28 protein-coding genes are annotated in these 23,167 nt (G+C 64.8%); 9 read left to right on the forward strand and 19 right to left on the reverse strand.

All coding sequences use genetic code 11. The features are described from left to right. Positions 1–95 precede the first annotated feature (95 nt). The 5 genes from LHL23_RS04465 to LHL23_RS04485 form a co-directional block, all read right to left on the reverse strand. Positions 96–917: an acyl dehydratase gene (locus tag LHL23_RS04465; RefSeq protein ID WP_226428955.1), complete on the reverse strand. Its 822-nt coding sequence runs from the start codon at positions 915–917 to the stop codon at positions 96–98. A gap of 36 nt (positions 918–953) precedes the next feature. Next, positions 954–1,496, reverse strand: coding sequence for an NADPH-dependent FMN reductase (locus LHL23_RS04470; RefSeq protein ID WP_222479131.1), 543 nt, complete (start codon positions 1,494–1,496; stop codon positions 954–956). Between the two features lie 174 nt (positions 1,497–1,670). Next, a complete protein-coding gene (locus LHL23_RS04475; RefSeq protein ID WP_222479129.1) occupies positions 1,671–2,327 on the reverse strand; it encodes an OmpA family protein in 657 nt (218 codons plus the stop codon). Between the two features lie 140 nt (positions 2,328–2,467). Next, positions 2,468–3,157, reverse strand: coding sequence for a helix-turn-helix transcriptional regulator (locus LHL23_RS04480; RefSeq protein WP_222479127.1), 690 nt, complete (start codon positions 3,155–3,157; stop codon positions 2,468–2,470). A 270-nt stretch (positions 3,158–3,427) separates the two neighbouring features. Next, positions 3,428–4,297: a methylated-DNA--[protein]-cysteine S-methyltransferase gene (locus tag LHL23_RS04485; protein ID WP_226428956.1), complete on the reverse strand. Its 870-nt coding sequence runs from the start codon at positions 4,295–4,297 to the stop codon at positions 3,428–3,430. A 164-nt stretch (positions 4,298–4,461) separates the two neighbouring features. On the opposite strand from LHL23_RS04485, the gene nth reads away from it, so the two are divergent. Further along, entirely contained in the window at positions 4,462–5,106 is a 645-nt protein-coding gene (gene nth / locus LHL23_RS04490) for an endonuclease III (RefSeq protein WP_222479123.1), read from the forward strand. 101 nt (positions 5,107–5,207) lie between these two features. Further along, the gene (locus LHL23_RS04495) at positions 5,208–6,200 is read left to right on the forward strand and encodes an adenosine kinase (RefSeq protein WP_222479121.1); all 993 of its coding nucleotides are present in this window, start codon (positions 5,208–5,210) and stop codon (positions 6,198–6,200) included. A gap of 132 nt (positions 6,201–6,332) precedes the next feature. Here the strand turns inward: LHL23_RS04495 and LHL23_RS04500 are convergent, their stop codons facing one another. Next, a complete protein-coding gene (locus tag LHL23_RS04500; RefSeq protein WP_226428957.1) occupies positions 6,333–6,818 on the reverse strand; it encodes a MarR family winged helix-turn-helix transcriptional regulator in 486 nt (161 codons plus the stop codon). 75 nt (positions 6,819–6,893) lie between these two features. Between LHL23_RS04500 and LHL23_RS04505 the strand changes: the two genes are divergently transcribed. After that, on the forward strand, positions 6,894–7,763 hold the full coding sequence (locus LHL23_RS04505; protein WP_226428958.1) for an EamA family transporter: 870 nt from the start codon (positions 6,894–6,896) through the stop codon (positions 7,761–7,763). A gap of 6 nt (positions 7,764–7,769) precedes the next feature. Here LHL23_RS04505 and LHL23_RS04510 read toward each other — a convergent pair whose 3' ends face one another. Together LHL23_RS04510 and LHL23_RS04515 are read right to left on the reverse strand one after the other, a co-directional pair. After that, a complete protein-coding gene (locus tag LHL23_RS04510) occupies positions 7,770–8,165 on the reverse strand; it encodes a hypothetical protein (protein ID WP_226428959.1) in 396 nt (131 codons plus the stop codon). Positions 8,166–8,292: 127 nt separating this feature from the next. Next, positions 8,293–8,775, reverse strand: a complete 483-nt coding sequence (locus tag LHL23_RS04515) for an RNA pyrophosphohydrolase (RefSeq protein ID WP_222479113.1) — start codon at positions 8,773–8,775, stop codon at positions 8,293–8,295. A 138-nt stretch (positions 8,776–8,913) separates the two neighbouring features. Between LHL23_RS04515 and LHL23_RS04520 the strand changes: the two genes are divergently transcribed. Then, positions 8,914–10,941 (forward strand): NADPH-dependent 2,4-dienoyl-CoA reductase, encoded by a 2,028-nt coding sequence (locus LHL23_RS04520; protein ID WP_226428960.1) that lies wholly within the window; start codon positions 8,914–8,916, stop codon positions 10,939–10,941. A 190-nt stretch (positions 10,942–11,131) separates the two neighbouring features. On the opposite strand, the gene LHL23_RS04525 is transcribed toward LHL23_RS04520, so the two are convergent. The 3 genes from LHL23_RS04525 to LHL23_RS04535 form a co-directional block, all read right to left on the reverse strand. Then, a complete protein-coding gene (locus tag LHL23_RS04525; RefSeq protein WP_226428961.1) occupies positions 11,132–11,476 on the reverse strand; it encodes an antibiotic biosynthesis monooxygenase family protein in 345 nt (114 codons plus the stop codon). Between the two features lie 12 nt (positions 11,477–11,488). Further along, complete coding sequence (locus LHL23_RS04530; protein ID WP_226428962.1) at positions 11,489–11,809, reverse strand: NIPSNAP family protein; 321 nt, start codon at positions 11,807–11,809, stop codon at positions 11,489–11,491. A gap of 76 nt (positions 11,810–11,885) precedes the next feature. Next, positions 11,886–12,326 (reverse strand): DUF4399 domain-containing protein, encoded by a 441-nt coding sequence (locus LHL23_RS04535; protein WP_222479104.1) that lies wholly within the window; start codon positions 12,324–12,326, stop codon positions 11,886–11,888. A gap of 196 nt (positions 12,327–12,522) precedes the next feature. On the opposite strand from LHL23_RS04535, the gene LHL23_RS04540 reads away from it, so the two are divergent. Both LHL23_RS04540 and LHL23_RS04545 read left to right on the forward strand, forming a co-directional pair. Beyond that, complete coding sequence (locus LHL23_RS04540; RefSeq protein ID WP_226428963.1) at positions 12,523–13,434, forward strand: AEC family transporter; 912 nt, start codon at positions 12,523–12,525, stop codon at positions 13,432–13,434. A gap of 162 nt (positions 13,435–13,596) precedes the next feature. Next, complete coding sequence (locus LHL23_RS04545; RefSeq protein ID WP_222479101.1) at positions 13,597–14,508, forward strand: LysR family transcriptional regulator; 912 nt, start codon at positions 13,597–13,599, stop codon at positions 14,506–14,508. 278 nt (positions 14,509–14,786) lie between these two features. Here LHL23_RS04545 and LHL23_RS04550 read toward each other — a convergent pair whose 3' ends face one another. Further along, entirely contained in the window at positions 14,787–15,578 is a 792-nt protein-coding gene (locus tag LHL23_RS04550; RefSeq protein WP_226428964.1) for a class II aldolase/adducin family protein, read from the reverse strand. A gap of 95 nt (positions 15,579–15,673) precedes the next feature. On the opposite strand from LHL23_RS04550, the gene LHL23_RS04555 reads away from it, so the two are divergent. Continuing rightward, the gene (locus LHL23_RS04555) at positions 15,674–16,597 is read left to right on the forward strand and encodes a GlxA family transcriptional regulator (protein ID WP_226428965.1); all 924 of its coding nucleotides are present in this window, start codon (positions 15,674–15,676) and stop codon (positions 16,595–16,597) included. A 29-nt stretch (positions 16,598–16,626) separates the two neighbouring features. Here the strand turns inward: LHL23_RS04555 and LHL23_RS04560 are convergent, their stop codons facing one another. From LHL23_RS04560 to LHL23_RS04575, 4 genes are all read right to left on the reverse strand, one after another. Then, positions 16,627–17,433 (reverse strand): OmpA family protein, encoded by an 807-nt coding sequence (locus LHL23_RS04560; RefSeq protein ID WP_226428966.1) that lies wholly within the window; start codon positions 17,431–17,433, stop codon positions 16,627–16,629. A gap of 101 nt (positions 17,434–17,534) precedes the next feature. Beyond that, a complete protein-coding gene (locus LHL23_RS04565) occupies positions 17,535–18,107 on the reverse strand; it encodes a peroxidase-related enzyme (RefSeq protein ID WP_226428967.1) in 573 nt (190 codons plus the stop codon). A 5-nt stretch (positions 18,108–18,112) separates the two neighbouring features. Next, a complete protein-coding gene (locus tag LHL23_RS04570; protein WP_226428968.1) occupies positions 18,113–18,838 on the reverse strand; it encodes a GNAT family N-acetyltransferase in 726 nt (241 codons plus the stop codon). Then, positions 18,835–19,557, reverse strand: a complete 723-nt coding sequence (locus LHL23_RS04575) for a competence/damage-inducible protein A (RefSeq protein WP_226428969.1) — start codon at positions 19,555–19,557, stop codon at positions 18,835–18,837. Before LHL23_RS04575 ends, LHL23_RS04570 begins: the two co-directional genes overlap by 4 nt. Positions 19,558–19,605: 48 nt before the next feature. Between LHL23_RS04575 and sfsA the strand changes: the two genes are divergently transcribed. After that, positions 19,606–20,307 carry a DNA/RNA nuclease SfsA gene (sfsA, locus tag LHL23_RS04580; protein ID WP_226428970.1) on the forward strand — a complete coding sequence of 234 codons (702 nt, stop codon included), beginning with the start codon at positions 19,606–19,608 and terminating at the stop codon, positions 20,305–20,307. 21 nt (positions 20,308–20,328) lie between these two features. Here sfsA and LHL23_RS04585 read toward each other — a convergent pair whose 3' ends face one another. Then, positions 20,329–21,228, reverse strand: a complete 900-nt coding sequence (locus LHL23_RS04585; protein WP_226428971.1) for a mechanosensitive ion channel family protein — start codon at positions 21,226–21,228, stop codon at positions 20,329–20,331. Positions 21,229–21,383: 155 nt separating this feature from the next. On the opposite strand from LHL23_RS04585, the gene map reads away from it, so the two are divergent. Next, positions 21,384–22,193: a type I methionyl aminopeptidase gene (gene map, locus LHL23_RS04590; RefSeq protein ID WP_222479085.1), complete on the forward strand. Its 810-nt coding sequence runs from the start codon at positions 21,384–21,386 to the stop codon at positions 22,191–22,193. 81 nt (positions 22,194–22,274) lie between these two features. Here map and LHL23_RS04595 read toward each other — a convergent pair whose 3' ends face one another. Both LHL23_RS04595 and LHL23_RS04600 read right to left on the reverse strand, forming a co-directional pair. Then, the gene (locus LHL23_RS04595) at positions 22,275–22,457 is read right to left on the reverse strand and encodes a hypothetical protein (protein WP_226428972.1); all 183 of its coding nucleotides are present in this window, start codon (positions 22,455–22,457) and stop codon (positions 22,275–22,277) included. Between the two features lie 24 nt (positions 22,458–22,481). Next, positions 22,482–23,144, reverse strand: a complete 663-nt coding sequence (locus tag LHL23_RS04600) for an HAD family hydrolase (protein ID WP_226428973.1) — start codon at positions 23,142–23,144, stop codon at positions 22,482–22,484. Positions 23,145–23,167 lie beyond the last annotated feature (23 nt).

Below are 23,167 nucleotides of genomic sequence, written 5' to 3' on the forward strand. Positions count from 1 at the left end.
GGCCAAGGGCGGCGCCAGTCGCCGCGCAGCAGCACTACGCCCAAGCCGCTAATCTGCCCGGCTCAGGGCACCCTTGGGCCCAGGAGCGCTCCGATTCATAGCTTGGGGGCTGCCGTTGCGCTCATGCACTGCCGCCCGTCCGGTCCGCGCACCCACAGGTCCGGGCCGTTGCGGCACAAAACGGCGCTTTCGGAATGCATCAGCGGCGACGACGCCCGGAACGAAAACTCCGCCAGCGGCCCCATCAGTTCCTCTGCCAGCAGCATCAGGTGCTGCGCCAGCAGCGGTCCGTGCACCACCAGACCTTCGTAACCCTCAACATCGCGGGCGTAGTCCAGGTCATAGTGGATCCGGTGCCCATTGAAGGTCAGCGCCGAGTAACGGAACAGCAGGGTTGAGCTGAACGACACCTCCCGCGCTTCCGTCTCGTCGGTACGCGCTTCTGGCGGCACAGGTTTCGGCGCTGCCGGATCGGGGTCCTCGCGATAGACCAGATCATGCCATTCGGTCAGGCACAGCGCGCCCTCCTGCCGGATCTCATGGCGCAGCGTTACAATCCCCAAGGGCCCGGTTCTGCCGGTTTTCCGCTCCGCCTTTTCCAGCACGGAAGTTTTCTCTGCCGCGATGCCGGCCCGCAAAGGCGCCTGAAACCGCAACCGCCCGCCAGCCCACATGCGCCGCGGCAGGCCCATGTCCGGGATCAGCCCGGCTCCGCCGACCTTGGGGTGACCGTCGCGGCCCAGTTCACCCGGCGGCAGCGGCGTCCAGAAGTAAAGCTGATGAAAGAAGGGCGGCAGCCGGCTGCCTGCCGCAACCTGCGGCGTCAGCCCCAGCGCAGCCTGAAAGGCGGCTGCGCGGGCCGGGTCCATCATGTCCGTTACAAGCAGCGCGGGGGCGGAGGCGGTGTCGGTACTCATGCCGCCACATTAGCCGCGCCCCGCCAGGTGGCAAGTTCAGCGGCTGATGTTTTCCCGCAGCTTCTGCATCAGCTTGGTCAGCGTGGCCTCGTACTGGTCGCTCGTCAGCCGTCCGCGCTCGTCAAATTCCTTGCTGGATCCGGCAAGATGCACCTCAGGTCCGGTGATCAGCCGCGGCTGGAAGGGCACCAGGAAGCCGCGCAGGATCATCTGCGCGCGCTCGCCCCCGGCCCGGCCTGCCGCCGCTGACATCACCGCCACCGGCTTGTCCGCCCAGGGGCTGCCCTCGGTGCGGCTGACCCAGTCGAGCGCATTCTTCAGCACGCCCGACGGCCCCTTGTTGTATTCCGGGGTGGAGATCGCCACCGCATCCGCAGCCGCGATCTGATCTGCTAGCACCTGCACGGCAGGCGGGATCCCCTCCGCTGCTTCTACATCGCCATCATACAGCGGCAGGTTCAGATCGGCCTCCACGACAGTGGCCGGGCCGAACACCCGCGCGGCTTCTGCCAGAAGCTTGCGGTTGGTGGCCTCACGGCGCAGCGAGCCGGAAATGGTCAGCAGGACAGGGTCAGCCATGGGGAGTTCCTTCTGTTCGCGTCTGTGTTGCCCCTATCATGTAAGAGGCCGCCTCCAGCATGAAACAGCCATGCCCGCGCAAGCAATGTGCAGCGTTGCGTAAAGCTGCTGTAGCAGAACGAAAACAGCCCGCCCCTTGCGGGGCGGGCTGCAATTCATGCCGGCAGAGCCAGATCAGGCAGCCTGCGGGATCACCACCACCTCGACGCGGCGGTTGCGGGCCTTGCCCTCCGGCGTCAGGTTCGAGGCCACCGGCTGCTCCTCGCCGCGGCCGATGATGCGCATGCGGTGGTAAGGCACGCCGCCGGCTGCAATTTCGCTGGCCACTGCGTTGGCGCGGCGCTCTGACAGGCCCTGGTTGTAGCCCGCGTCGCCATCGCTGTCGGTATGGCCGATCACCTGGATGGTGCTGTTGGGGTAGCGCACCAGGCTGTTGGCCACGCGGCGCAGATCGCCCTGCACCGCCGGCGAGATTGCCGCGCTGTCGGTGGCAAAGGTCAAGTCATTCGGGAAGGACAGGATCAGCCGGTCGCCGGTGTTGACGATGGTGATATCGTCATTCGACAGGTTCTGGCGCAGCTCGCGCTCCTGCGCGTCCAGTTGGTTGCCGATCACGCTGCCTGCAGCGGCCCCGACCAGCGCGCCGGTCGCAGCCCCCAGCCCACGGTCGGAGTCGTTGGCAATCGCGCCAACGCCGGCACCGATGATACCGCCCAGAACCGCGCCCTTCTGGGTGTTGCTGCCCGGAGTGCCGATGGTTGCGGGGTCGGTACAGGCGCTCAGGCCCAGTGCTGCGGCGACAATACCAGCCGTGGTGAGTTTCATCTGCATTTTCAAATTGCCTTCTGCTTTCTAAGGTCCGGGCGGCGCCCGGCAGTCGGCACGAATATCGTGATGCTGCGCGGCGTTCTCAAGGGAAGGGAAATCCGGTTCGGCGGAATACCGCGCAAAACCCGCAGAAGGACCCGGTTTCAGGGCGAAAATGCGAAGTTCCAGCCTTCCTGTTCCATCCAGAGCCTGCGGAGGGTTTTCGCCTCGGCGGCAAAACTGTCCTCCCGGATCTCCGCCGACAGCATACGGTCGGTGCGGAAATGCCGGAAGCCGCCGCGCAATTCGCACCAGGCGGCGAGCATGGTGCATTCAATGTGATAGATCAGCGCCAGCGGCCGCAGGGTCCTGCGGCTTTCTCCGCGTTCGGGGCTGAGGTAGGTCAGCTGCAGCTTGCGGCATTCGCGCACCGCCTGGCGCAGCAGCGCCTTGGACACGCAGCCCTGCTCGGGGTCATCCAGCGGCGCCCCCCAGGGAGCCACCTGCAGCCATTCCGCCGAGGCATGCACATCACGAATCTTGCGGCTGACCCTGGCGGCGGCCTGCTGCATGGCGCCATCGCCGGTGCGCATCAGCATTGCCAGTCCGACGTGCAGCGCCTCCAGCTCTTCTTCGTCGAAATTAAGCGGCGGCAGATCATAGCCCTTGCGCAGCATGTAACCGATACCCGCCTCCCCCTCGACCGGCGTGCGCATCGCCTGCAAGGCGGCAATGTCGCGGTAGATGGTGCGTTTTGAGACCTCAAGCTTCTCCGCGAGGTCTTCCGCCCGCACCGGTGCCGGGGCAGAGCGCAGGATCTGGATGATTTCGAACAGGCGTCCGGTGCGGGGCATGGGCAGGCTCCAGTGACAATCTGCTGCCACCTTAACACAAGCCGCTGACAACAGGATGTCAGCAGACCTCTGGTTTTCTGCCTCTCAGAAAAAGGAGAAAACCCATGCTGAGTTATGACTGGTTCGTTCTGATCACCCTGGGACTGGACCGCTGGGAAAGCCAGCGGCGCCCCTTGGCCCCGCATGAAATCGAGCGCGAGGAAGCGCGCAGGCGATACGAAGCTCAGAGGGTTGCCCGCCCTGCCCTTCCCGGCCTGCTTCATCGCCTGTTCAGCCGGCGGCGCGCATATCTCCGGCCGCCGCCTCCTCCTCCCGCGCGGCCTCAAAAGCAAGCATCGCGCGTTTGACCGGCAGCCCCCAGTGGTAACCGCCAAGAGCGCCGGACTTGCGCAGGGCACGGTGGCAGGGGATCAGCCAGCTGACCGGGTTGCGCCCGACCGCCGTGCCCACCGCCCGCACCGCCTTGGGTACGCCGATCGCCTGGGCCAGTTCGGAATATGTTGTGACATGGCCGGAAGGGATGCGCAGCAGCGCTTCCCAAACCTTGATCTGCAGCGGGGCGCCGATCATGTGCAGCGCAGTTTCGCCCTTCTGGGCAAAGGCCGCCTCTGCTAGGGGGCGGAGCGCTTCGGCGTCCTCAACATATTCCGCTTGCGGCCAGCGTGAGCGCATGTCTTCCATGGCGGCCTCGGCCCCGGTTTCGGCAGCAAAGCCAAGCCCGCAGATACCTTTCTCCGTCCCCATCACCAAGGCCAGTCCAAAGGGGCTGTCGAACCAGCCCCAGAAAATCCGCAGGCCATCCCCCCTGCGGGCATATTCTCCGGGGCTCATCGCCTCCCATCGAAGAAACAGGTCGTGCAGCCGGCCGGAGCCGGACAGCCCCACCGCATGCGATGCCTCCAGCGTGGTGAACCGTTCGCGCAGCAACGCCTTGGCATGGCCCAGCCGCAGATACTGCTGGTAGCGCTTTGGCGACACCCCGACCCAGGCCGAGAACAGCCGCTGAAAATGCGCCGGGCTCATGTCCATACGGGCGGCCAGCTGCTCCAGCGTCAGATCCTCGCCGCCATCGTCGATCAGCTCAATCGCCCGCCGCATGACGCCGTAGTGGTATGAGTTTTCCCGCGCTTCGATATTCATTGGCCCAATCCGATTTTACTTGCAGCCAAGTTAATACGCCCGCCCCAAGCACGCGACCCGGAACTTGCGCTATTGCAGCATTCTCCCTCTAACTCTGATGAAGCGCTGCTTTCCCGCCCAATTTCAATTGCGCTTTAAGGTCCGCTCTGTACATATGGCGCGCGATGGCAAAGCAACTCGATTATCATACGCTCCGCGAAATCTTCACGCGGTTCCAGGCAGCCGAGCCCGAACCCAAGGGAGAGCTGGAGCACGTCAACGCCTACACGCTTGTGGTTGCCGTCGCGCTGTCGGCGCAGGCAACTGATGCCGGTGTCAACAAGGCAACCCGCGCGCTCTTCAAGGTCGCCGACACCCCGCAAAAAATGCTGGACCTGGGCGAGGAGCGCCTGATCGAGCATATCAAGACGATCGGCCTGTACCGCAACAAGGCCAAGAATGTGATCAAGCTGTCGAAGATCCTGGTGGAGGACTACGGCGGCGAAGTTCCGAACTCCCGGGCAGCCTTGCAGTCCCTGCCGGGGGTGGGCCGCAAGACCGCCAATGTGGTCCTGAACATGTGGTGGAAACAGCCCGCTCAGGCGGTGGACACTCATATCTTCCGCGTCGGCAACCGGTCCGGCATCGCGCCGGGCAAGGATGTGGATGCGGTGGAGCGCGCGATTGAGGACAACATTCCTGCGGACTTCCAGCAGCACGCCCATCACTGGCTTATCCTGCACGGGCGCTACCACTGCAAGGCGCGCAAGCCGATGTGCGGCAGCTGCATTATCCGCGACCTCTGCATGTATGAGGACAAGAACCTTTGAGGCTTTACCCGCCCGGCCTGCAGCCTGGCTAAACCTCGTCACTCCATATCGCTAGACAAATCCGCCGGACCCGGCGCAACACTCCCCGAGGAGGGCAGCCCATGACCAAAACCTACCAGCTCGTCGGAATCGGCAATGCCGTCGTCGATGTGATCGCCCAGTGCGAGGACAGTTTTCTGGCCGAGCAAGGCATCGAAAAAGGCATCATGCAGCTCATTGAGCGCGACCGCTGCGAGGATCTCTATGCGGCCATGGGTAACCGGGTCATGACCCCGGGCGGCTCGGTCGCCAACACCATCGCCGGCGCCGGTGCGCTGGGGCTCCAGGCCGCCTTCATCGGCCGGGTCCGCGACGACTCGCTGGGAAGTTTCTACGCGGATGCGATGAACAACGAGGGCGTTGGCTTTGTGAACCCGCCGGTTGCGGACGGCGAGATGCCGACCTCGCGGTCGATGATCTTTGTTTCGCCGGACGGTGAGCGTTCAATGAACACCTACCTTGGCATTTCGTCGGAACTGAGTTCCGCCGACGTGCCCCAGGACGTGGCCGGCAACGCGCAGATCATGTTCCTGGAGGGCTATCTGTTCGACAAGGACAAGGGCAAGACCGCCTTTCTGGAAGCGGCCCGCGACTGCCGCGAAGGCGGCGGCAAGGTTGGCATCTCGATCTCCGACCCGTTCTGCGTCGAGCGCCACCGGGCCGATTTCCTGAACCTGATCGGCAACGAGCTGGATTTCGTGATCGGCAACCAGGACGAAATCTGCGCCTTGTTCGAAACCAGCGACCTGGAAGAGGCAATGGCCAAAACCGCCGCGATCTGTCCGCTGGTGGTCTGCACCCGGTCCGGCGACGGCGTGACCGTGCTGAATGACGGCACGCGCGTCGACGTGCCGGTCGAAACCATCGTGCCGGTGGATGCGACCGGGGCCGGCGACCAGTTTGCCGCCGGCTTCCTGTACGGCTTGGCGACTGGCCGCAGCATGGAAACCTGCGCCCGCATGGGCTGCATCTGTGCAGGCGAAGTCATCCGCCATATCGGCCCGCGCCCCGAAACCAACGTCCGGCACCTGCTGGAAGAAGCCGGGCTGGTTTAATCCAGCCGGGCACTCCCGCCCGCCGGAGCTGCAGCTCGCGGTGCATTTCCGGCCCTTGGGCGTAGCGCGGCGCGGCCTTGCCGCCCCGCGCAGCCTGCCTGCGGCAGGCACACGGGCTTACCGGTTCCGGCCTCAGCTGTCAGCCGAAAGCTGCGCCTTGCTCAGAAGCGCTTTGAAGGTCTCGACGTCCTGCGCGCTCATCCCGCTCAGCAGCCGTGTCTGGGTTTCAACATGGGCTGCGACGGCCCGGTCGATCAGGGCAAAGCCTTCTTCTGTCAGCCCGACCAGGAAACTGCGGCTGTCCTCCGGGTTCACCTCGCGCTTGACCAGCCCGTCCGCCTCCAGCCGGTCGATGCGGTTGGTCATGGTGCCGGACGCCACCATCGTCGCCTTCAGCAGATCGCCCGGCGACAGCGTGTAAGGCGCCCCGGACCGGCGCAGCGTGGCCAGCACGTCGAATTTGGCCGCGTTCAGCCCGAATTCCGCAAATGTCTTATGCATCTCGCGCTGATAGGCCAAGTACAGCCTGGCCACTCTGCCGATCACTCCCATGGCCGTCACATCCAGGTCCGGCCGCTCCTGCCCCCATTGCTGGGTGATAAAATCCACATGGTCCATGCCACCGGTTTAGGCATTTACATCTTGACGTCAAGATAAAACCCATTATCTCGACATCAAGACAAGGAGAAACACATGCCGATCCGGACCCTTCTGCTGACCGCGCTGGCCCCTGCCATCTGGGGCACCAGCTACATCGTGACAACGACTTTCCTGCCCGGCCACTCGCCGCTGGTGGTGGCCCTGCTCAGGGCGCTGCCTGCCGGGCTGCTACTGCTGCTGCTGGTGCGCCAACTGCCGCCGCTCAGCTGGCTGCCGCGGCTGATGGTGCTTGGCGCGCTGAATTTCTCGTTGTTCTGGGTGCTGTTGTTCCTGTCCGCCTACCGCCTGCCCGGCGGAGTCGCCGCGACGTTGGGCGCCGTGCAGCCGCTGATCGTGGTGTTCCTGTCCGCCTTGCTGCTGCAGACGCAGTTCCGCACTGCTGCCGTTGCCGCCGCGCTTCTGAGCATGGCAGGTGTTGCCTTGCTGGTGCTGACCCCAGCCGCCAAGCTGGACACGCTGGGCGTCCTGGCCGGCCTTGGCGGCGCCTTGTCGATGGCCGCCGGCGTTGTTCTGACCCGGAAGTGGCAGCCGCCGGTGCCGCCACTCACCTTCACCGCCTGGCAGCTGACCGCAGGCGGGCTGCTGCTGGTGCCTGTTGCGCTGTGGATGGTGCCGGAGATGCCGGTCTTCACGGCTGCCAATATCCTGGGCCTTGCCTACATGAGCCTCATCGGCGGTGCGCTGACTTATATCCTGTGGTTCCGCGGCCTCGCCCGGATCGACCCGTCGCAAGTGTCGCTGCTCGGCGTCCTGAGCCCGCTGTCTGCCGTGATCCTGGGCTGGCTGCTGCTGGGGGAAACCCTGACGCCCAACCAGATGCTGGGTGCCACACTGGCCCTGTTCAGCCTCTGGCTCGGCCAGGTGCAGTTGCGGTCCCGGCCCTCCGCAACGGCAGCTGAATAACCAGTATCACCGCGGCACGGCCGGTTCACAGGCCTTGCCGCGGTGGCAATCCAGCACCTGCCGCCGCACGTTGGAGGTGTCGTCAAACGCAAACCCGCCGCAGGCGTTGGCCCGGACCACCAGCTCCTGCCCGCGCTGTTCAGCAAAGACCACATAGCCCGCACCGGGCTTCATGCCGCCGCACCAGGGTCCGAGGCACTCCACCTCAATAACCGCAGGCACACTAACCCGGGTTGAGAAATACTTTCCGTCCAGCAGCTTGCCTGAGAGCTGTGCCGGAATGCGGGTCAGCGGCGGGGTGTCATTGGAATTGCCGGAATGGGACTTAGGCAGCTGGCTTTCGTCAAACCGCAGTTCACCCGCAATAACATTGAAGACGCTGTCCGAATTCGCGGCATGCAAATAGGCGTCCGCAGGGCCCCAGGGAAGGCAGCTGAGGGCAGCAGCGGGACCGGCGGCAACAGCCAGAATACACGCGGTCAGGGCAGCACCGGCTCCGGCAGGTCGAAAACAGGCTCGCAAATTCATCTCACAGATACTCCCGGAACTCTGCCACCACCCGCGCATAGACCTCGCGCTTGAACGGCACGATTTTCTCCACAAGGCTCTCCACCGGCTGCCAGCACCAGGCCGAGAACTCCGGATCATCCGTCTCGATATTGACCTGATCATCCGTCCCGAGGAACCGCATCAGATACCATTTCTGCTCCTGCCCGCGGTATTTACCGCCCCAGAAGCTGGGCACCACGTCATGCGGCAGGTCATAGGGCAGCCAGCCGTTGCTTTCGGCGATGATCTCGACCAGCTCCGGCGCCACACCGGTTTCTTCCTCCAGCTCGCGCAGCGCCGCAATCCGCGGATCCTCGCCCGCGTCGATCCCGCCCTGCGGCATCTGCCAGGCATCTTTGTAGCGGTCCTTGCGCTGGCCGACGAACACCGCGCCCTCGGCATTGATCAGCATCACTCCGACGTTGGGGCGGTAGGGCAGCTTGGCAATCTCTTCCGGCGTCATCAGGCTCTCCTCAACATGGGTTTTCACAACCTTAGACCGCTTGCCGCCGGGGCACGCAAGGGGGTGACGCGGCGTTTGCCCGTGACAAGGCGGCCCGCGCCCTTGATCCTAGGGGCAACTGCCAGGGAGAGTTTCAAGATGACTGCGTACCCCAATCTGCTTGCCCCGCTGGATCTGGGCTTTACCACGCTGAAGAACCGGGTGCTGATGGGCTCGATGCACACGGGGCTGGAGGAAACCGGCGACTGGAACCGCGTTGCCGAATTCTATGCCGCCCGCGCCCGCGGCGGGGTGGCGTTGATGGTGACCGGAGGGATCGGCCCGAACCTGGAGGGCTCGGTGCTGCCGGGCGCCTCGATGATGACCTCGCCCAAGGACGTAGAGAACCACCGCGTGATCACCAGCCGCGTGCATGAAGCGGGCGGCAAGATCGCCATGCAGATCCTGCACGCGGGCCGGTATGCCTACGGCCCGAAATGTGTCGCCCCCAGCCCGGTGAAATCGCCGATTTCGCCCTTCCCGCCGCATGAGCTGGACGAGGATGGCATCGAAAAGCAGATTGCCGACATCGTGAACGCCGCCCGGCTGGCACAGGAGGCAGGCTATGACGGCGTCGAGATCATGGGGAGCGAGGGCTACTTCCTCAACCAGTTCCTGGTCACCCACACCAACAAGCGCACCGACCGCTGGGGCGGCTCCTACGAAAACCGTATGCGGCTGCCGATCGAGGTCGTGCGCCGCACCCGCGAGGCCGTGGGCCGCGATTTCATCATCATCTACCGCCTGTCGATGATCGACTTGGTGCCCAATGGCTCCACCCACGAGGAGGTGGTGCAACTGGCGCAGGAAATCGAGAAGGCCGGCGCCACCATCCTCAACACCGGCATCGGCTGGCACGAGGCACGCATTCCCACCATCGCCACCTCGGTTCCCCGCGCGGCGTTTGCCTGGGTCACCAAGAAGCTGATGGGCAAGGTCGGCATCCCGGTGATCACCTCCAACCGCATCAACACGCCCGAAGTGGCCGAGCAGGTGCTCTCCGAGGGCTGCGCCGACATGGTGTCGATGGCCCGGCCGATGCTGGCGGATGCGGATTTCGTGGCCAAGGCGGAGGCCGGACAGGCAGACCAGATCGCCCCCTGCATCGCCTGCAACCAGGCCTGTCTCGACCATACCTTCAGCGGCAAGCTGACGTCTTGCCTAGTAAACCCGCGCGCCTGCCACGAGACCGAACTGGTGATTGAGCCTGCTGAGACCTCCAAGACCGTTGCCATCGTCGGCGCCGGGCCCGCGGGCCTCGCCACCGCGCTCACCGCCGCCCAGCGCGGCCATCAGGTGACGCTGTTCGACCGCGCCGATGAAATCGGCGGCCAGCTCAACATGGCCAAGCAGGTGCCGGGCAAGGAGGAATTCTGGGGGCTGGTCGACTGGTACCGGGTCATGGTGGCAGACGCCGGCATCACTCTGGGGCTGGGCCGCGAGGTTGCGGCAGAGGATCTGACCGGCTTCGACGAAGTGGTGATCGCCACCGGCGTCACCCCGCGCGACCCCGCCATTCCCGGCCAGGACCAGGACAATGTGCTCAGCTACATTGACGTTCTGCGCCACAAGAAACCGGTGGGACAGCGGGTCGCCGTGGTCGGCGCCGGCGGCATCGGCTTTGACGTCTCCGAATTCCTGCTGGAAGAAGGCCACAGCCCCACCACCGACCTGCCCGCCTGGATGAAGGAATGGGGCGTGGCCGACCCGGCAGAGCACCGCGCGGGCCTGGCGCCCGAGGGCCCTCAGCCCGCGGCCCCTGCCCGCCAGGTGACACTGCTGCAGCGCAAGGCCGAACGCCACGGCAAGCGGCTGGGCAAGACCACCGGCTGGATCCACCGGGCAACCCTCAAGATGAAGGAGGTGGAATTCGTCGGCGGAGTCAACTACGAGCGGATCGACGCTGAGGGCCTGCATGTGAGCTTTGGCGAAGCCCGCGAAAACCCGCGGGTGATCCCGGCGGACACCATTGTGCTCTGCGCGGGCCAGGTTTCCGAACGGTCACTGGCTGATGAACTGGCAGAGCGCGGGATATCTGCCCATGTGATCGGCGGCGCTGATGTGGCCGCGGAACTGGACGCCAAGCGCGCGATCAACCAGGGCACCCGCCTGGCCGCCAGCCTGTAAGGCAGCAGACGTCCTCCCGCTTGCGGCAGCAGACCCTTTCAGGCCCGGCCCGCAGTTGGGCCGGCGCCGCGCCGGATGGCACCGAGCTCCGCGCGGTGTTGCGCCGAACGGGCGCAGCGCATTTTCAATGCGCCCAAGCCGGACGGGAGCCGCCCGCAGCAGCCCTGCAGCGGCGTGGCCTGCGCGGCGCTCAGCCGTGTGCCGCGATGCTGTCCGCCGGGGCCTCCTCCCGCGCCTCCATCCCGTAATCGCGGATCACCCCCGCAACACGCAGCCGGTAGTCCGCGAAATAGCCGCTGCGGCCCTTGGCCTGTGCTGCCCGGTGCGCCGGGACCTGGCGCCAGGCGGCCAAGGCCTCCTCGCTCTCCCAGAACGACAGCGACAGCAGCTTGCCCGGCGTTGTCAGGCTCTGGAAGCGCTCGACCGAAATGAACCCCTCAATCCCCTCAAACAGCGGCCGCAGCCCGGCGGCATGCTCAAGGTAAGTGTCCTTCATGCCCTCGGCCGGTTCCACTTCGAAAATAACGGCAATCATCCAGGTCTACTCCTATCCGTCGCCATGCGGGGCTGAGGCCAGTTTCAGCCAGGTCCGGTCTTCACGCAGCAAAAACCGTTCCTTCTGGGCAAATTCATAGTTCTCGCGCCCCAGCGAGTCTGCCGCCAGCCGCGCCCGGTAGGCCTCATACTCTGCCAGGCTTCCCACGTTATAAATACCATAGGCCAAGGTCGAAGATCCTTCATGCGGTGCGAAATAACCTACCAGATCCGCTCCGCAGCGCGGAATCGCCTGGCCCCAGTTGCGGGCGTATTGTTCGAACTGCGCCTTCTTGGCGGGATCTATGTGATAGCGGATGATGCAGGTCAGCATGGCAGGTCCTTTGTCTGTTCAGGACGTTCTGCCTAACCCGCCTCAGCTGCCGGATGCTTCGCTGCACACCGAAGCGTCACTCCACGTTGATGGTAATGACCTCGGACACCACGGGCGAGTCATGCGGCACGTGGCTGGCATCGCCAAGCACCAGCTGCAAGGTGTGGCGGCCTGGCGACAGCTCCAGTGTGGTCTCCGTCTGCCCGCCGCCGAAATGCACATGATGCTCATCCGCAGGCAGCCCGTTCAGCAGTTCATCCGCGCCGTCTTCGCCTTCCCCGATCGCCGGGCGGTCAATCAGAAGATGATGATGGCCCGAGTGCTCTTTTTCCGTCCCGGCAGGCGCAACCTCCATGCCGGAAAGACCAAACACCACCGTCACCGGCGAGGAAACCGTGTCTCCGTCCTTGAGGTTGACGAAAAACACCTTCGCATCCGGATGCGACGGCGTGCGCTCTTGCGCTCCAAGCGGCGCGGCAAAGCTCAATACCGCGGCAGCAGCCAGCAGAAATTTCATGTCCAGTCCTCCGGCAATTCTCTCAACCAACAGGTTAGATCTAGCAGCGGGCCTGGCAACGGCAAATCCGGCACAGTGACCAGTTGCACAAAAAGGCAGCACCAGCAGCCGACCGCGGCAATACCTTGTCCGTCCCGCTTGCCTGGCCCGCCCGGCGGAGGCAGTGTCTCCAGCGATATACAGGCAGGAGCCAGCCATGGTATTTGCAGTCATTCTGATGGGGCTGACCCCCAGCTTCCTGATGGTCGGGCTCGGCGGCATGGTACGCAAGCGTCTGGCTCCGCAAGCCTGGCAAGGCCTCGACAAGCTGAATTTCGAAGTGCTGTTTCCCGCGCTGCTGTTCTTTGCCGCCAGCGGCCGCCCGATTGCCGTCTCCGATCTAGGCCGTATCGGCCCCGCGGTCTGGAGCATTCTGGCCCTGGCGTTTGGCCTCGGCTGGCTGGCGCGCCGGTTCGGGCCCAAGAAGTTTCTCGACTTCGCCGGCGCCTGGCAGACCGCCTGGCGCTTCAATACCGCAATTGCCTTTGTTGCGCTGCCTTCGGTCGGTGCAGAACTGACCGGTCAGATGGCAGTTGCAATCGGCATGGCGGTGCCGGTGGCCAATGTGATGGCGGTCACGGCACTGTCACGCGGCGGCAGCCTCTCGCTGCGCGAAACGGCCATCAAAATCGCGCTCAATCCATTCCTGCTGGCCTCCATCGCCGGCGTCGCGGTGGGGCTTTCGGGCTACAGGATCCCCGCCCCGGTTCTGGCCCCGGCCGAAATGCTGGCCCATGCGGCGATCCCCATTGCGCTGCTGTCGATCGGCGCAACCATGAACTGGCGGGCGCTGGCCCGGCTCGACCTGTTCAACGGTTATCTCTGCCTGGTCCGGCTGGTGCTGGTGCCGGCCATCGTGCTGGCGGCCTGCCTGCTGCTGGGTACCGAGACCGGCTTTGCCGCGGTGCTGGTTCTGTTCGCCGCACTGCCCACCGCATCCGCGGCGCATGTGCTGGCCTCGGCCTTTGGCGCGGACCGGGCGCTGGCTGCCACACTTATTGCGCAATCCACCCTGCTCAGCGCGGTAACACTGCCCCTGTGGATCCTGACGATCAAGCTTGCACTTTAAGGTTTCGTTAGGACTTCCGGGACCCGCCCCCCCTTCCAAGCGCCGCCGTTTCCACAGCGCAAACGATCCCGGCGAAACCTCGCAATTATCCCACCTCCGCCCCGATCTTGCCCGATTTGCCCGTCAGCTTCAGGGCAACAGGATATGCGAGGACGGGTGCACATGGACCGACTGATGGAAATGGAGGCCTTTGCCAATGTGGTGGACCAGGGTGGTTTCACCGACGCGGCACGGAAGATGGGAATATCGAAGTCGGCCGTCTCCAAACATGTCTCCAGCCTTGAGGCCCGCCTCGGCGCACGGCTGCTGAACCGCACCACCCGCCGGGTGTCCCCGACCGAGATCGGCCTGGCCTATTACGACCGCGCCCGCCGGGTGCTGAATGACGCCGGCGAAGCGGATGCGCTGGTCACCTCGATGCAATCGGCGCCTTCGGGTCTGTTGCGGATTTCGGTTGCCACCGACTTCGGCGTCAACCATCTGTCGCCGGTGCTGTCGGACTTCCTGCGCGACTTCCCGGACATCACCGTCAACATGGTGCTGAACAACCGCTATGTGGAGCTGATTTCCGAAGGCTTCGACATGGCGGTCCGCATCGGCGAGCTGGAGGACAGCAGCTTGCGCGCCCGCAAGCTGACCGAGACCACCAAGCGCATGATCGCCTCTCCGGAATATCTGGAGAAATTCGGCCGCCCGCAGAAAATCGACGAGCTGAACACCCACAAGCTGCTGCACTACTCCAGCCAGTCCAGCGGCAACGTCTGGAAGATCACCGCGCCCTCGGGCGAAAAGCGCCAGGTGCGCACCTCCGGCTGGCTGTCCGTCAATGACGGGCAATCGCTGCTGAACGCCGCGATTTCCGGCCTCGGCATCGCCTATCTGCCCAGCTACCTCTACTCCGCAGCGATGGAGGAGGGGCTGGTCGAGGACGTGATGCCCAGCCTGCCGGTGGAAACCCAAGGCATTTATGCCGTCTATCCGCCCGGCAAGTTCACCCAGCCCAAGGTGCGGGCCTTTATCGACTTCCTGGTTGCGGCCTTTGCCGACCGCGACCCGTCCGAATGGAAAACCTGAACCGGCTCAACGGAAAACCGGAACAAGACTTCCCTCGAAGACCTGCCCCCGTGCCACTCGCGGGGGCTTTTTTACGGAGGCTGCAGCAGCGAAACGCGCTGGCGGACCGCAAGGCTCCCGCCCATCCCGGGCCAATCGCAGATTGACCCGCTTCCGTTGGGCCAGGCGCCGCTTCGCGGCACGCGCCGTGCGCCGGCGCCGGGCCCAAGGCTTGCTGCGGCATCTGCGATGCTGCGGCCAAGGCGCGGGGGCACCCTGCCAGTGAAATGGCGGCTTGGTCAGCTTTTGTAGTGCGGCGCCTCTGCATCCAGGCGGCGGCGGATGGCATGCCACTCCAGCTCGCCCTCGTAGCCGTACCAGTCGCTGACGGCCATGTCGCGCAGATGGCGCTTCTGCTCCGCCTCGGGAATGGTGCGGATCTCCACCCCCGGGCAGGCCGCGGCCTTCTGCACCTCCAGCTGCACCGCACAGGCCTGATCCAGGTAGAAGGAGCGGAAGAACGCCTCGCCCGCGGTCGCCCCGAACACAAAGGCACCGTGCCAGGCTTCCACCACCGCCTTCCTGCCGCGGCCGGCGTCCAGCAATCCGTTCAGAAAATCTTCGGTGCATTCGAACTCGTAATCCGTATACCCCAGCACATCGCCGCCGCCGATCATCAGATAGGCCTGGCTGTAGGGGCCCACCCCGCCGGTCTGGGCCGACACCCCCATGATTGCCTTGGTGTGGATATGCATGATGCAGTTCTTCTCCGGCTCCGCCTCGAAAAACAGCTTGCCGATTTCGGTGGCCGAGGGGTTCGGCTCGCCGTTTTCCGGATTGTGGTTCACCCGGTTGAAACCGACCTTGATCAGGTTGGAGGCGGTCACCTCCTCATGCATCCAGCCATAGTGATGGGTGATCAGCGCGTCCTCGCCCGGCACCCGGATCGCGTGCCACTGGTTGGTCTGATCGGTCAGCCGGTATTTCACCAGCGCATTGTAAATCGCAGCCAGCTCGCAGCGGGCCTCCCATTCGGCGTCCGAACAATTGGCCGGGCGGCCCTGCAGCGGGGTCGGGGTCATGACGGTCATTGGCGTTTCCTTTCCTGTGACTGGAGGAACCCTAGCTGCCGTGTGGCCGCATTATTTGCATGGAAACGCCCGTAACTTGCACGTAACGTCCTGTCATGCCGAAGGTGAGCTTCATCCTGTTTCCTGAGTTCCAGATGCTGGCCTATGTGCTGGCCTCCGAAACCCTGCGCATCGCCAACAAGAATACCGGCCGTCCGCTGTACACATGGGAGACGCTCAGCGTCACCCAGGCGCCGGTGCCTGCCTCCAGCGGACGGCTAGCCGCGCCGGACCGCAGCGGCTGGGAGCTCGGCGAACCGCCCGGCCTGGTGCTGCTTTGCGCCGGCTACGATCCCTTGCGTCACCTGCCGCAGGGGCTGCGCGCCTACCTGGCACGGGCTGCGCGCGCAGGCGCGACGCTGGGCGGCATCGACACCGGCACTGTGGTGCTGGCCCAGCTGGGTTACCTGGACGGGCATGAGGCAGTGCTGCACCACGAAGCCGAGGCAGGGTTCCGCGAACGATGGCCCGGCATCGCGGTCAGCGACCGGATCTATTGTTTTGGCCGCCGCCGGCTGACCGCCGTGGGCGGCACCGCCACCGGCGACGCTATGCTCGCCTGGGTCGCGGCCACCGGCCCGGACGGGCTGGCGGCGGCCACCTCCGAAGACATGGCGCATGGCTCGATCCGGCCTCCGGAAGTGCGCCAGCGGCTGCAGCCATCAGCTGATCCGGTGCTGGGCCGGATGCAGCAGCTGATGCTGGACAACCTGCCGGAGCCCCTGGCGCTCACAGACCTTGCCGGGCGGCTCGGCCTCAGCCTCAGAGCGCTGCGCCTGCGCTGTAAACGCGGATTGGGCATGACACCGCAGGCGGCCTATCTTCAGATGCGCCTGCAGCGGGCGCGCGAGCTGCTTCAAAGCACTGCCATGCCGGTCACCGAGGTGGCCCTGGCAACGGGATTTGCCTCGCTGCCGGGGTTTTCCCGCCAGTTCAAGGCCATGTACCAGCGCAGCCCGCGCGACATGCGCCGCCGCTGACGGCCCACCGGGCCAAGTTTTGCCTGGCGTCAGTTTCCGAGCAGCACAGCCTCCACCCGCCGGTTGGCCTCGCGGCCCTCGGGGATCTGGTTGCTGGCAATCGGCGCCAGATAGCCGGCCCCGGCCACGTCGATACGGGCCTCCTCGGCACCATAGGCCCCGGCCAGCCGCTCCTTCACCGATTGCGCCCGGCGTTCAGAGATCGCGACATTCTGCTCCTGGGAACCAACTGTGTCGGTGTGGCCGACCAGCAGCAGCCTGTATTGCGGGTTTGCCGCCAGGAATGCGGCCAGCGCGCGCAGGCTGGCGTAGCTGCCGTCCTGAAGCCGCGTGGAGCCGCTGTCAAACACCAGATCAGTCAGCACCGCATGGCCGCGCACCTCCAGCACCTTGGCCAGTTCCACCGGCCGCTCCGGGTCTGTTGGCTGCTGCACTGCAGGTTTCACTACCGCCGGCGCGGCCTCCGGCGGCTGCACGCTGATCACCTGCACATAGGCCGCGCCGCCCGCCCGCGACACCAGCACAGAGACCGCCGCCTCGCCCTTGGCAGCCGACAGGAAGTGATAGCGGGAGATATCCACCATCATGTCAGGCGCCGGCACCACTTCGATCCCGAAGCGAAAGCCGAAGCCGCCGCAATCCCGCGCCGCGCAGTCCAGCAGCACCTCATAGCCCTGGCCTGTCAGCTGCTCCCGCAAGGGCGCCAGGATCTGCAGCACGGTGCCGGCCTTTTCGACCCGCCAAGTGCGGCGCGAGATCTGCCCTTCGAACCGCTGCGAGGGCACCTTGTCGGCCGTTTCCGGGCCAACAGGCAATTGGTAGACGCCCAGCGCCATTGCCCGTTCGGAAACCGCTGCCGCAGCTGGCGGAAGAGTGAGCTCTGCCGCGGCCGCCACCCCCGGCAGCAGGGCAGCGGCTGCACATGCAATGAAGCGTCTTAGCGGCACTGGCTGTGATATTCCGGATTGGGCACCATCGCGGTTGCGCTGGCCACCCGGTTCGACATGTTGAAGAAGCCCGCGACATTGGCGATGTCCCAGATGTCCCGGTCGCTAAAGCCCGTATCCCGCAGGATCTGGCGGTCCGCCTCCTCGATCTCCGCGCTGGCGGTGGTCATCTTGGCGGCGAAGTCCAGCATCGCCCGCTGACGCGCGTCCAGCGGCGCCACCCGGTAGTTCATCACCAGCATCTCGCCCAGCTGCGGGTCGCCCGACAGTTGCCGCACGGCCGCGCCATGCGCCACCAGGCAATAGAAGCAGCGGTTGATCGCAGAGACCACCACCGCAATCATCTCCCGCTCCAGCTTGCTCAGGCCGCTGTCCGCCAGCATCAGATCGTTGTACATGGCGGTGAATGCGTTGAGCTTGGCGATGTCAAATGCATTGGCCTTCAGCACATTCGGCACAAAGCCCAGTTTCTCGACGCAGATATCGAAATATTTCTGCGTCTCCGGCGGCAGCGGGTCCACCATCGGCAGGTCGAGGGCTGTGGGCTGGGTCTGGTCACTCATCGCGTTCAATCGCCTTGTTGTAAAATCCGGTAGTGGTACTGTCCGACACAGTCCATGCCGAGGGAAGCATAAAGCCCGTTGGCGCCCTCGTTACGTTTCGTGCAAAGTACTGCCAATTCACTGGCGCCGTTCTCCAGCGCCCAGAATGCCGCCTGGCGCATCATCCAGGCGCCCATGCCGGCCCGGCGCTGATGCGGCAGGATCTCTAGCGCATGTACCATCGCCACTCCGTCATGCACCGCCACGAAACCAGCACCAGCCGGTTTGTCCCTGTGGCGGGCCAGCAGCCCCGTCTTGGGCCCCTGCACCCGGCTCATCACCGCCAGCCGCTCCGGCCCGATGCCGCCCTGTTCCCAGATCTCGCGCTGAATCGCCAGCGGCTCCCAGACGCAAAAGGCGGTGACACGCGGCACGGGAAAATCCGTCAGCCGCTGCGCCGGGCAGGTCCAGAGATTGACCGGGTCTTTCAAGGCATAACCGCGCGCCTCCAGCTGCGCGTCCAGCTCTGCCTCGCCGTCGCGGATCATGAACAGGCAGTCCTGGCCCATGGTGCGCATCGCGTCCTCAGCCGCTGCAATCTCCGCCTCCGTGACGGCGCCACTCACTGTCGCCGCCGACACCCGGCTGCCGCCGCCCTGCCCTTCGCGCAGGGTGACAGGCCCAAGTTCGCGCAGCGAAGCCGGCGGCCAGGTCGCCTCGGTCACGGCATAGTAACGGGGGTCGGTGGTCACTGCTCCAGCTCCTTTGCCAGTTCGGTCATCGCCGCATCGATGCGCGCGCCATCGGTGCCGCGGATCACGATATTGGCGCCGAACGCGCCGTCTTTCTGAAACGGGTAGCAGCCCACCGACAGATCGGCATAAGCCTCTGCCAGAGCGCGCAACGGGGCCGCGATTTCACCCTCTCCGCGTTGGACCCGCAGGGTCTGCGACAGCATCGGGCGGCCGCCGGTCAGGGTCGGCATCACGCTCGCCACCATGGCTTGAAAGATCATCGGCACCCCAGCCATCACATGCACATTGCCGATGGTAAACCCGGGCGCCGCCGAGACCGGATTGTCGATCAGCGCGGCCCCATCCGGAATGCGCGCCATCCGCAGCCGCGCCTCGTTCATTTCCAGACCTTGGGTGTCATAGTGCGCCTGCAGGATGGCCCGGGCATCGTCGCGCACGTCCAGATGCGCCTCAAACGCCTTGGCGATGCAATCAGCGGTGATATCGTCATGAGTCGGCCCGATGCCGCCGCTGGTGAACACATGGTCATAAGCGCCTGACAGCGCCTGCACCGCGGCAATGATCGCCGCCTCGTCGTCGCTCACCACCCGCAGTTCCTTCAGGTCGATGCCGTGTTTGGTCAGCTCCCCCGCCAGATAGTGCATATTGGCATCCCGGGTGCGGCCCGACAGGATCTCGTCTCCGATCACAAGCATGGCAGCCGTCGGATTGGCCATGATCTTCCTCCCTTGATACCTCGTCTCCGCAGGTATAGGCCCGTTGCCATGCGCTTTGAAACCCCTCTGATCCCCGCCGTGCTAATCCGCCGCTACAAACGTTTTCTCGCCGATTGCCGGCTGCAAGACGGTCAAGAGATCACCGCCCATTGCGCCAACCCCGGCAGCATGATGGGGCTGGCAGAACCGGGCATGACGGTCTGGCTGGAGCCCAACGACGATCCGAAGAAGAAGCTGAAATACGGCTGGCGGCTGGTGGAACATGCGGATGGCCACTTCACCGGCGTCGACACCTCGGTCCCGAACCGCGCCCTGCGGGCCGCGCTGGAAACTGGCGAAATTGCGGAGCTCGCCACCTACAAGACTGTGCGGGCCGAGGTGAAATACGGCGCAAACAGCCGCATCGATTTCCTGCTGCAGCAGGACGGCCTGCCGGACTGCTATGTCGAGGTGAAAAGCGTGACCCTGTCGCGCCAGCCCGGCCTGGCCGAGTTTCCCGACAGCGTTACCGCCCGGGGCACCAAGCATTTAGGGGAGCTGGCAAACATGGTGGCGCAGGGCCACCGCGCAGTCATGCTCTACCTTGTCCAGCGCACCGACTCCCACCGCTTCCAGCTGGCCGCGGATATAGACCCGGCCTATGCCGATGCCTTTGCCAGCGCGCAGGCAGCCGGGGTGGAGCGGCTGGTGCTCGGAACGCGGATAACACCGCAAAGTGTCGAGGTTGCCGGGCCGCTCGCGGCAGGCTAACCAACCCGGCCACGCAGCGGATCAGGCCGCCTGATCCACCTGACCCTTAGCGTCCCCCTCCTCGCGCTCGGGCTCGGCCCGGATCAGCGTGCGGGTCGGGAACGGAATATCGACCCCGGCGGCATCCAGCGCTTCCTTCACCTTGCGCTTCATGTCGGCCTGGTACTGGAAGTATTCCGCGGCATCGACCCAGACACGCACCAGGAAATCGACCGAACTGCTGTTCAGCTCATTCACCTGAATGAACGGCTCCGGATCGCTGTGCGACCGGCTGTCGCCCATGATCGTGTCACGGATCACCTTTTCGGCAGTGGCAAGGTTGGCGCCGTAGCCGACGCCGAATGTCCACTCGGCCCGGCGTGTGTCGAAGGACGAGTAATTGGTGATCGTGTTGCCCCAGACCTCGGAGTTGGGAATGATCACCTTGAGATTCGACAGGCCGGCAATCACCGTGTTGTTCAAGGTGATTTCATGCACCGTGCCCATCTCATCGTTCACTTCGATGAAATCACCCAGCTTGAACGGGCGGAACAGGATGATCATCACACCTGCCGCAACATTGGACAGCGCCCCCTGCATGGCAAGGCCGATGGCCAGGCCCGCCGCACCGATGGCCGCCACGATAGACGTGGTCTTCACGCCGAAGGTGTTCAGCACAAACAGCGCCGCAAAGGCCAGAATGACATAACGCGCCAGGTTGCCGAGGAAGTGGAACAGCGTGACGTCCAGCTTGGCATGCGTATCACCCAAGCGCACGATGCGGCGCTTGGCCCAGCCTGCCACGATGAATCCGGCCAGCAGGATGACAACGGCTGCAACAACGCTTCCCAGGGCCTGCGCCAGGAACTCAAGCGTGACAAGATCCGCCAGGGATTTGCCATCGTAGATTTCGGTCCGCATCAGGTCGCTAACGCTGTCCATGCCGCTGTGTCCCTCCGTGTTGCCGCAATAGTCCTTCACCCGGCCCAACGCGGAACGGCAGCAAAAGTTCCCGGATGCGGCGCCAGCTGCCTCTGGCCCTTTTGGCCCGGACCCCTTACATAGCTACGCAAAGATACGCGATGGAGCACCGCCTTATGAGATCGAAAGACGGCCGCACGACAAAGGACGGCATTCGCATTCATGAAGCCGGCGACTATGCCGGCATGCACAAGGCGGGGGCGCTTGCCGCGCGCATTCTGGATGATATCGCTGCCCATGTGTTCCCCGGCCAGACCACCGGTGAAATCGACCGCATCATCACCCAAATGGTCGAGGACGCGGGCGCCAAGTCCGCCACCATCGGCTACAAGGGCTATCAGCACGCCAGCTGCATCTCGGTGAACCACGTGGTTTGCCACGGCATCCCCGGCGACAAGAAGCTGAAGGACGGCGACATCCTGAACATCGACGTGACCGTGATCGTCGATGGCTGGTTTGGCGACACTTCGCGCATGTTCGTCGCAGGCAAGCTCAGCCGCAAAGCGGAGCGGCTGATCCAGGTCACCCATGATTCGCTGATGATGGGCATCGAGGCGGTGAAACCCGGCAATACCTTCGGCGATATCGGCCATGCGATCCAGACCTATGCCGAAAGCCAGCGGATGAGCGTGGTCCGCGACTTCTGCGGCCACGGCCTGGGCCAGGTGTTCCACGCGCCGCCGAACGTGCTGCACTACGGCCGCCCCGGCACCGGCCCGGTGCTGGAAGAAGGCATGTTCTTCACCATCGAGCCGATGATCAACCTGGGCCGGCCGGAAACCAAGATCCTGGCGGACGAATGGACCGCCGTCACCCGCGACAAGTCGCTGTCGGCGCAGTTCGAGCATTCGATCGGGGTAACTTCCGGCGGGGCCGACATTTTCACCCTGTCGCCGGCCGGGAAATTCCACCCGACCTACGGGTAAGCCAACGCGGCTGAATCGAGGGACGTCCCCCGCACCCCCAGGCCATTTCCGGCAAGAGAAAATGCAGCGGCGGCCCTTCGTTCAGCCGGTCTCGTCTTTTGCCTCCTGCAAACGCCACAGCGCCAGCAGCAGGGTATCATCTCCAAACGGCGTCACAGCATCCTGAATGAACAGCGGCGCCCGCGCCGGATTCGGCTTGGGCTTCGTCCGGGCTTCGGCCTTGTTCACGGGCGGCAGGAACGGCGGGTGCAATGTCTGTTCCATGTCCGGAACAGTACCACAAGGGCCTCAGATCGACAAAAGCGCGGGCACCTCTGCCATGTCGCTGAACAGCTCTGCGCCCAAGGCCGCTAGCTTCCTGCCGCCGCCCTGCGGCGCGAAGGCAAGGCAGCGCATGCCCGCGCGCACGGCTGCGGTCACCCCGCTGCCGCTGTCCTCGATCACCAGGCAATCGCGGGCCTGCACCCCGAAATGGCTGGCCGCCGCCAGAAACAGCCCCGGTTCCGGCTTGGCAACGCCCAGCGAATGGGCCGAAAACATCGCGTTGGGGTGGAAGCGCTCCCACAGCCCGTTCTGGCCCAGGGTGATGCGCATCTTCTCCTCGCTGCCGTTGGAGGCAACGCACACCGGAATGCCCTGCGCGTCCAGCCGCGCCAGCAACTCGGGAACACCGGGCGTTAGCGGCACGCCCTGCCTCAGCCGGGCAAAGGTTTCGGTGTAGATTTCGTCAATCCAATTATCCGGCAGATTTGCCCCCAGGCCGCGGGCCTTCTGCATCACCCCGGCCATGGTGCCGCCGACGAAATGCTGCATCGACTGCTCGGCTGTCAGCGGCAGCCCGTGGCGGGTCAGATTGTCCGCCATAGCCTGATTCGAGACCGGTTCGCTGTCGACCAGCACGCCGTCGCAGTCAAATATCACCAGTTTCGGGGTCGGGAATGTTTTGGGCATAAAACTCACTTCGTAGCGGAACA

The sequence above is a fragment of the Leisingera sp. McT4-56 genome (assembly GCF_020514995.1).
Taxonomy (GTDB): domain Bacteria; phylum Pseudomonadota; class Alphaproteobacteria; order Rhodobacterales; family Rhodobacteraceae; genus Leisingera; species Leisingera aquaemixtae_A.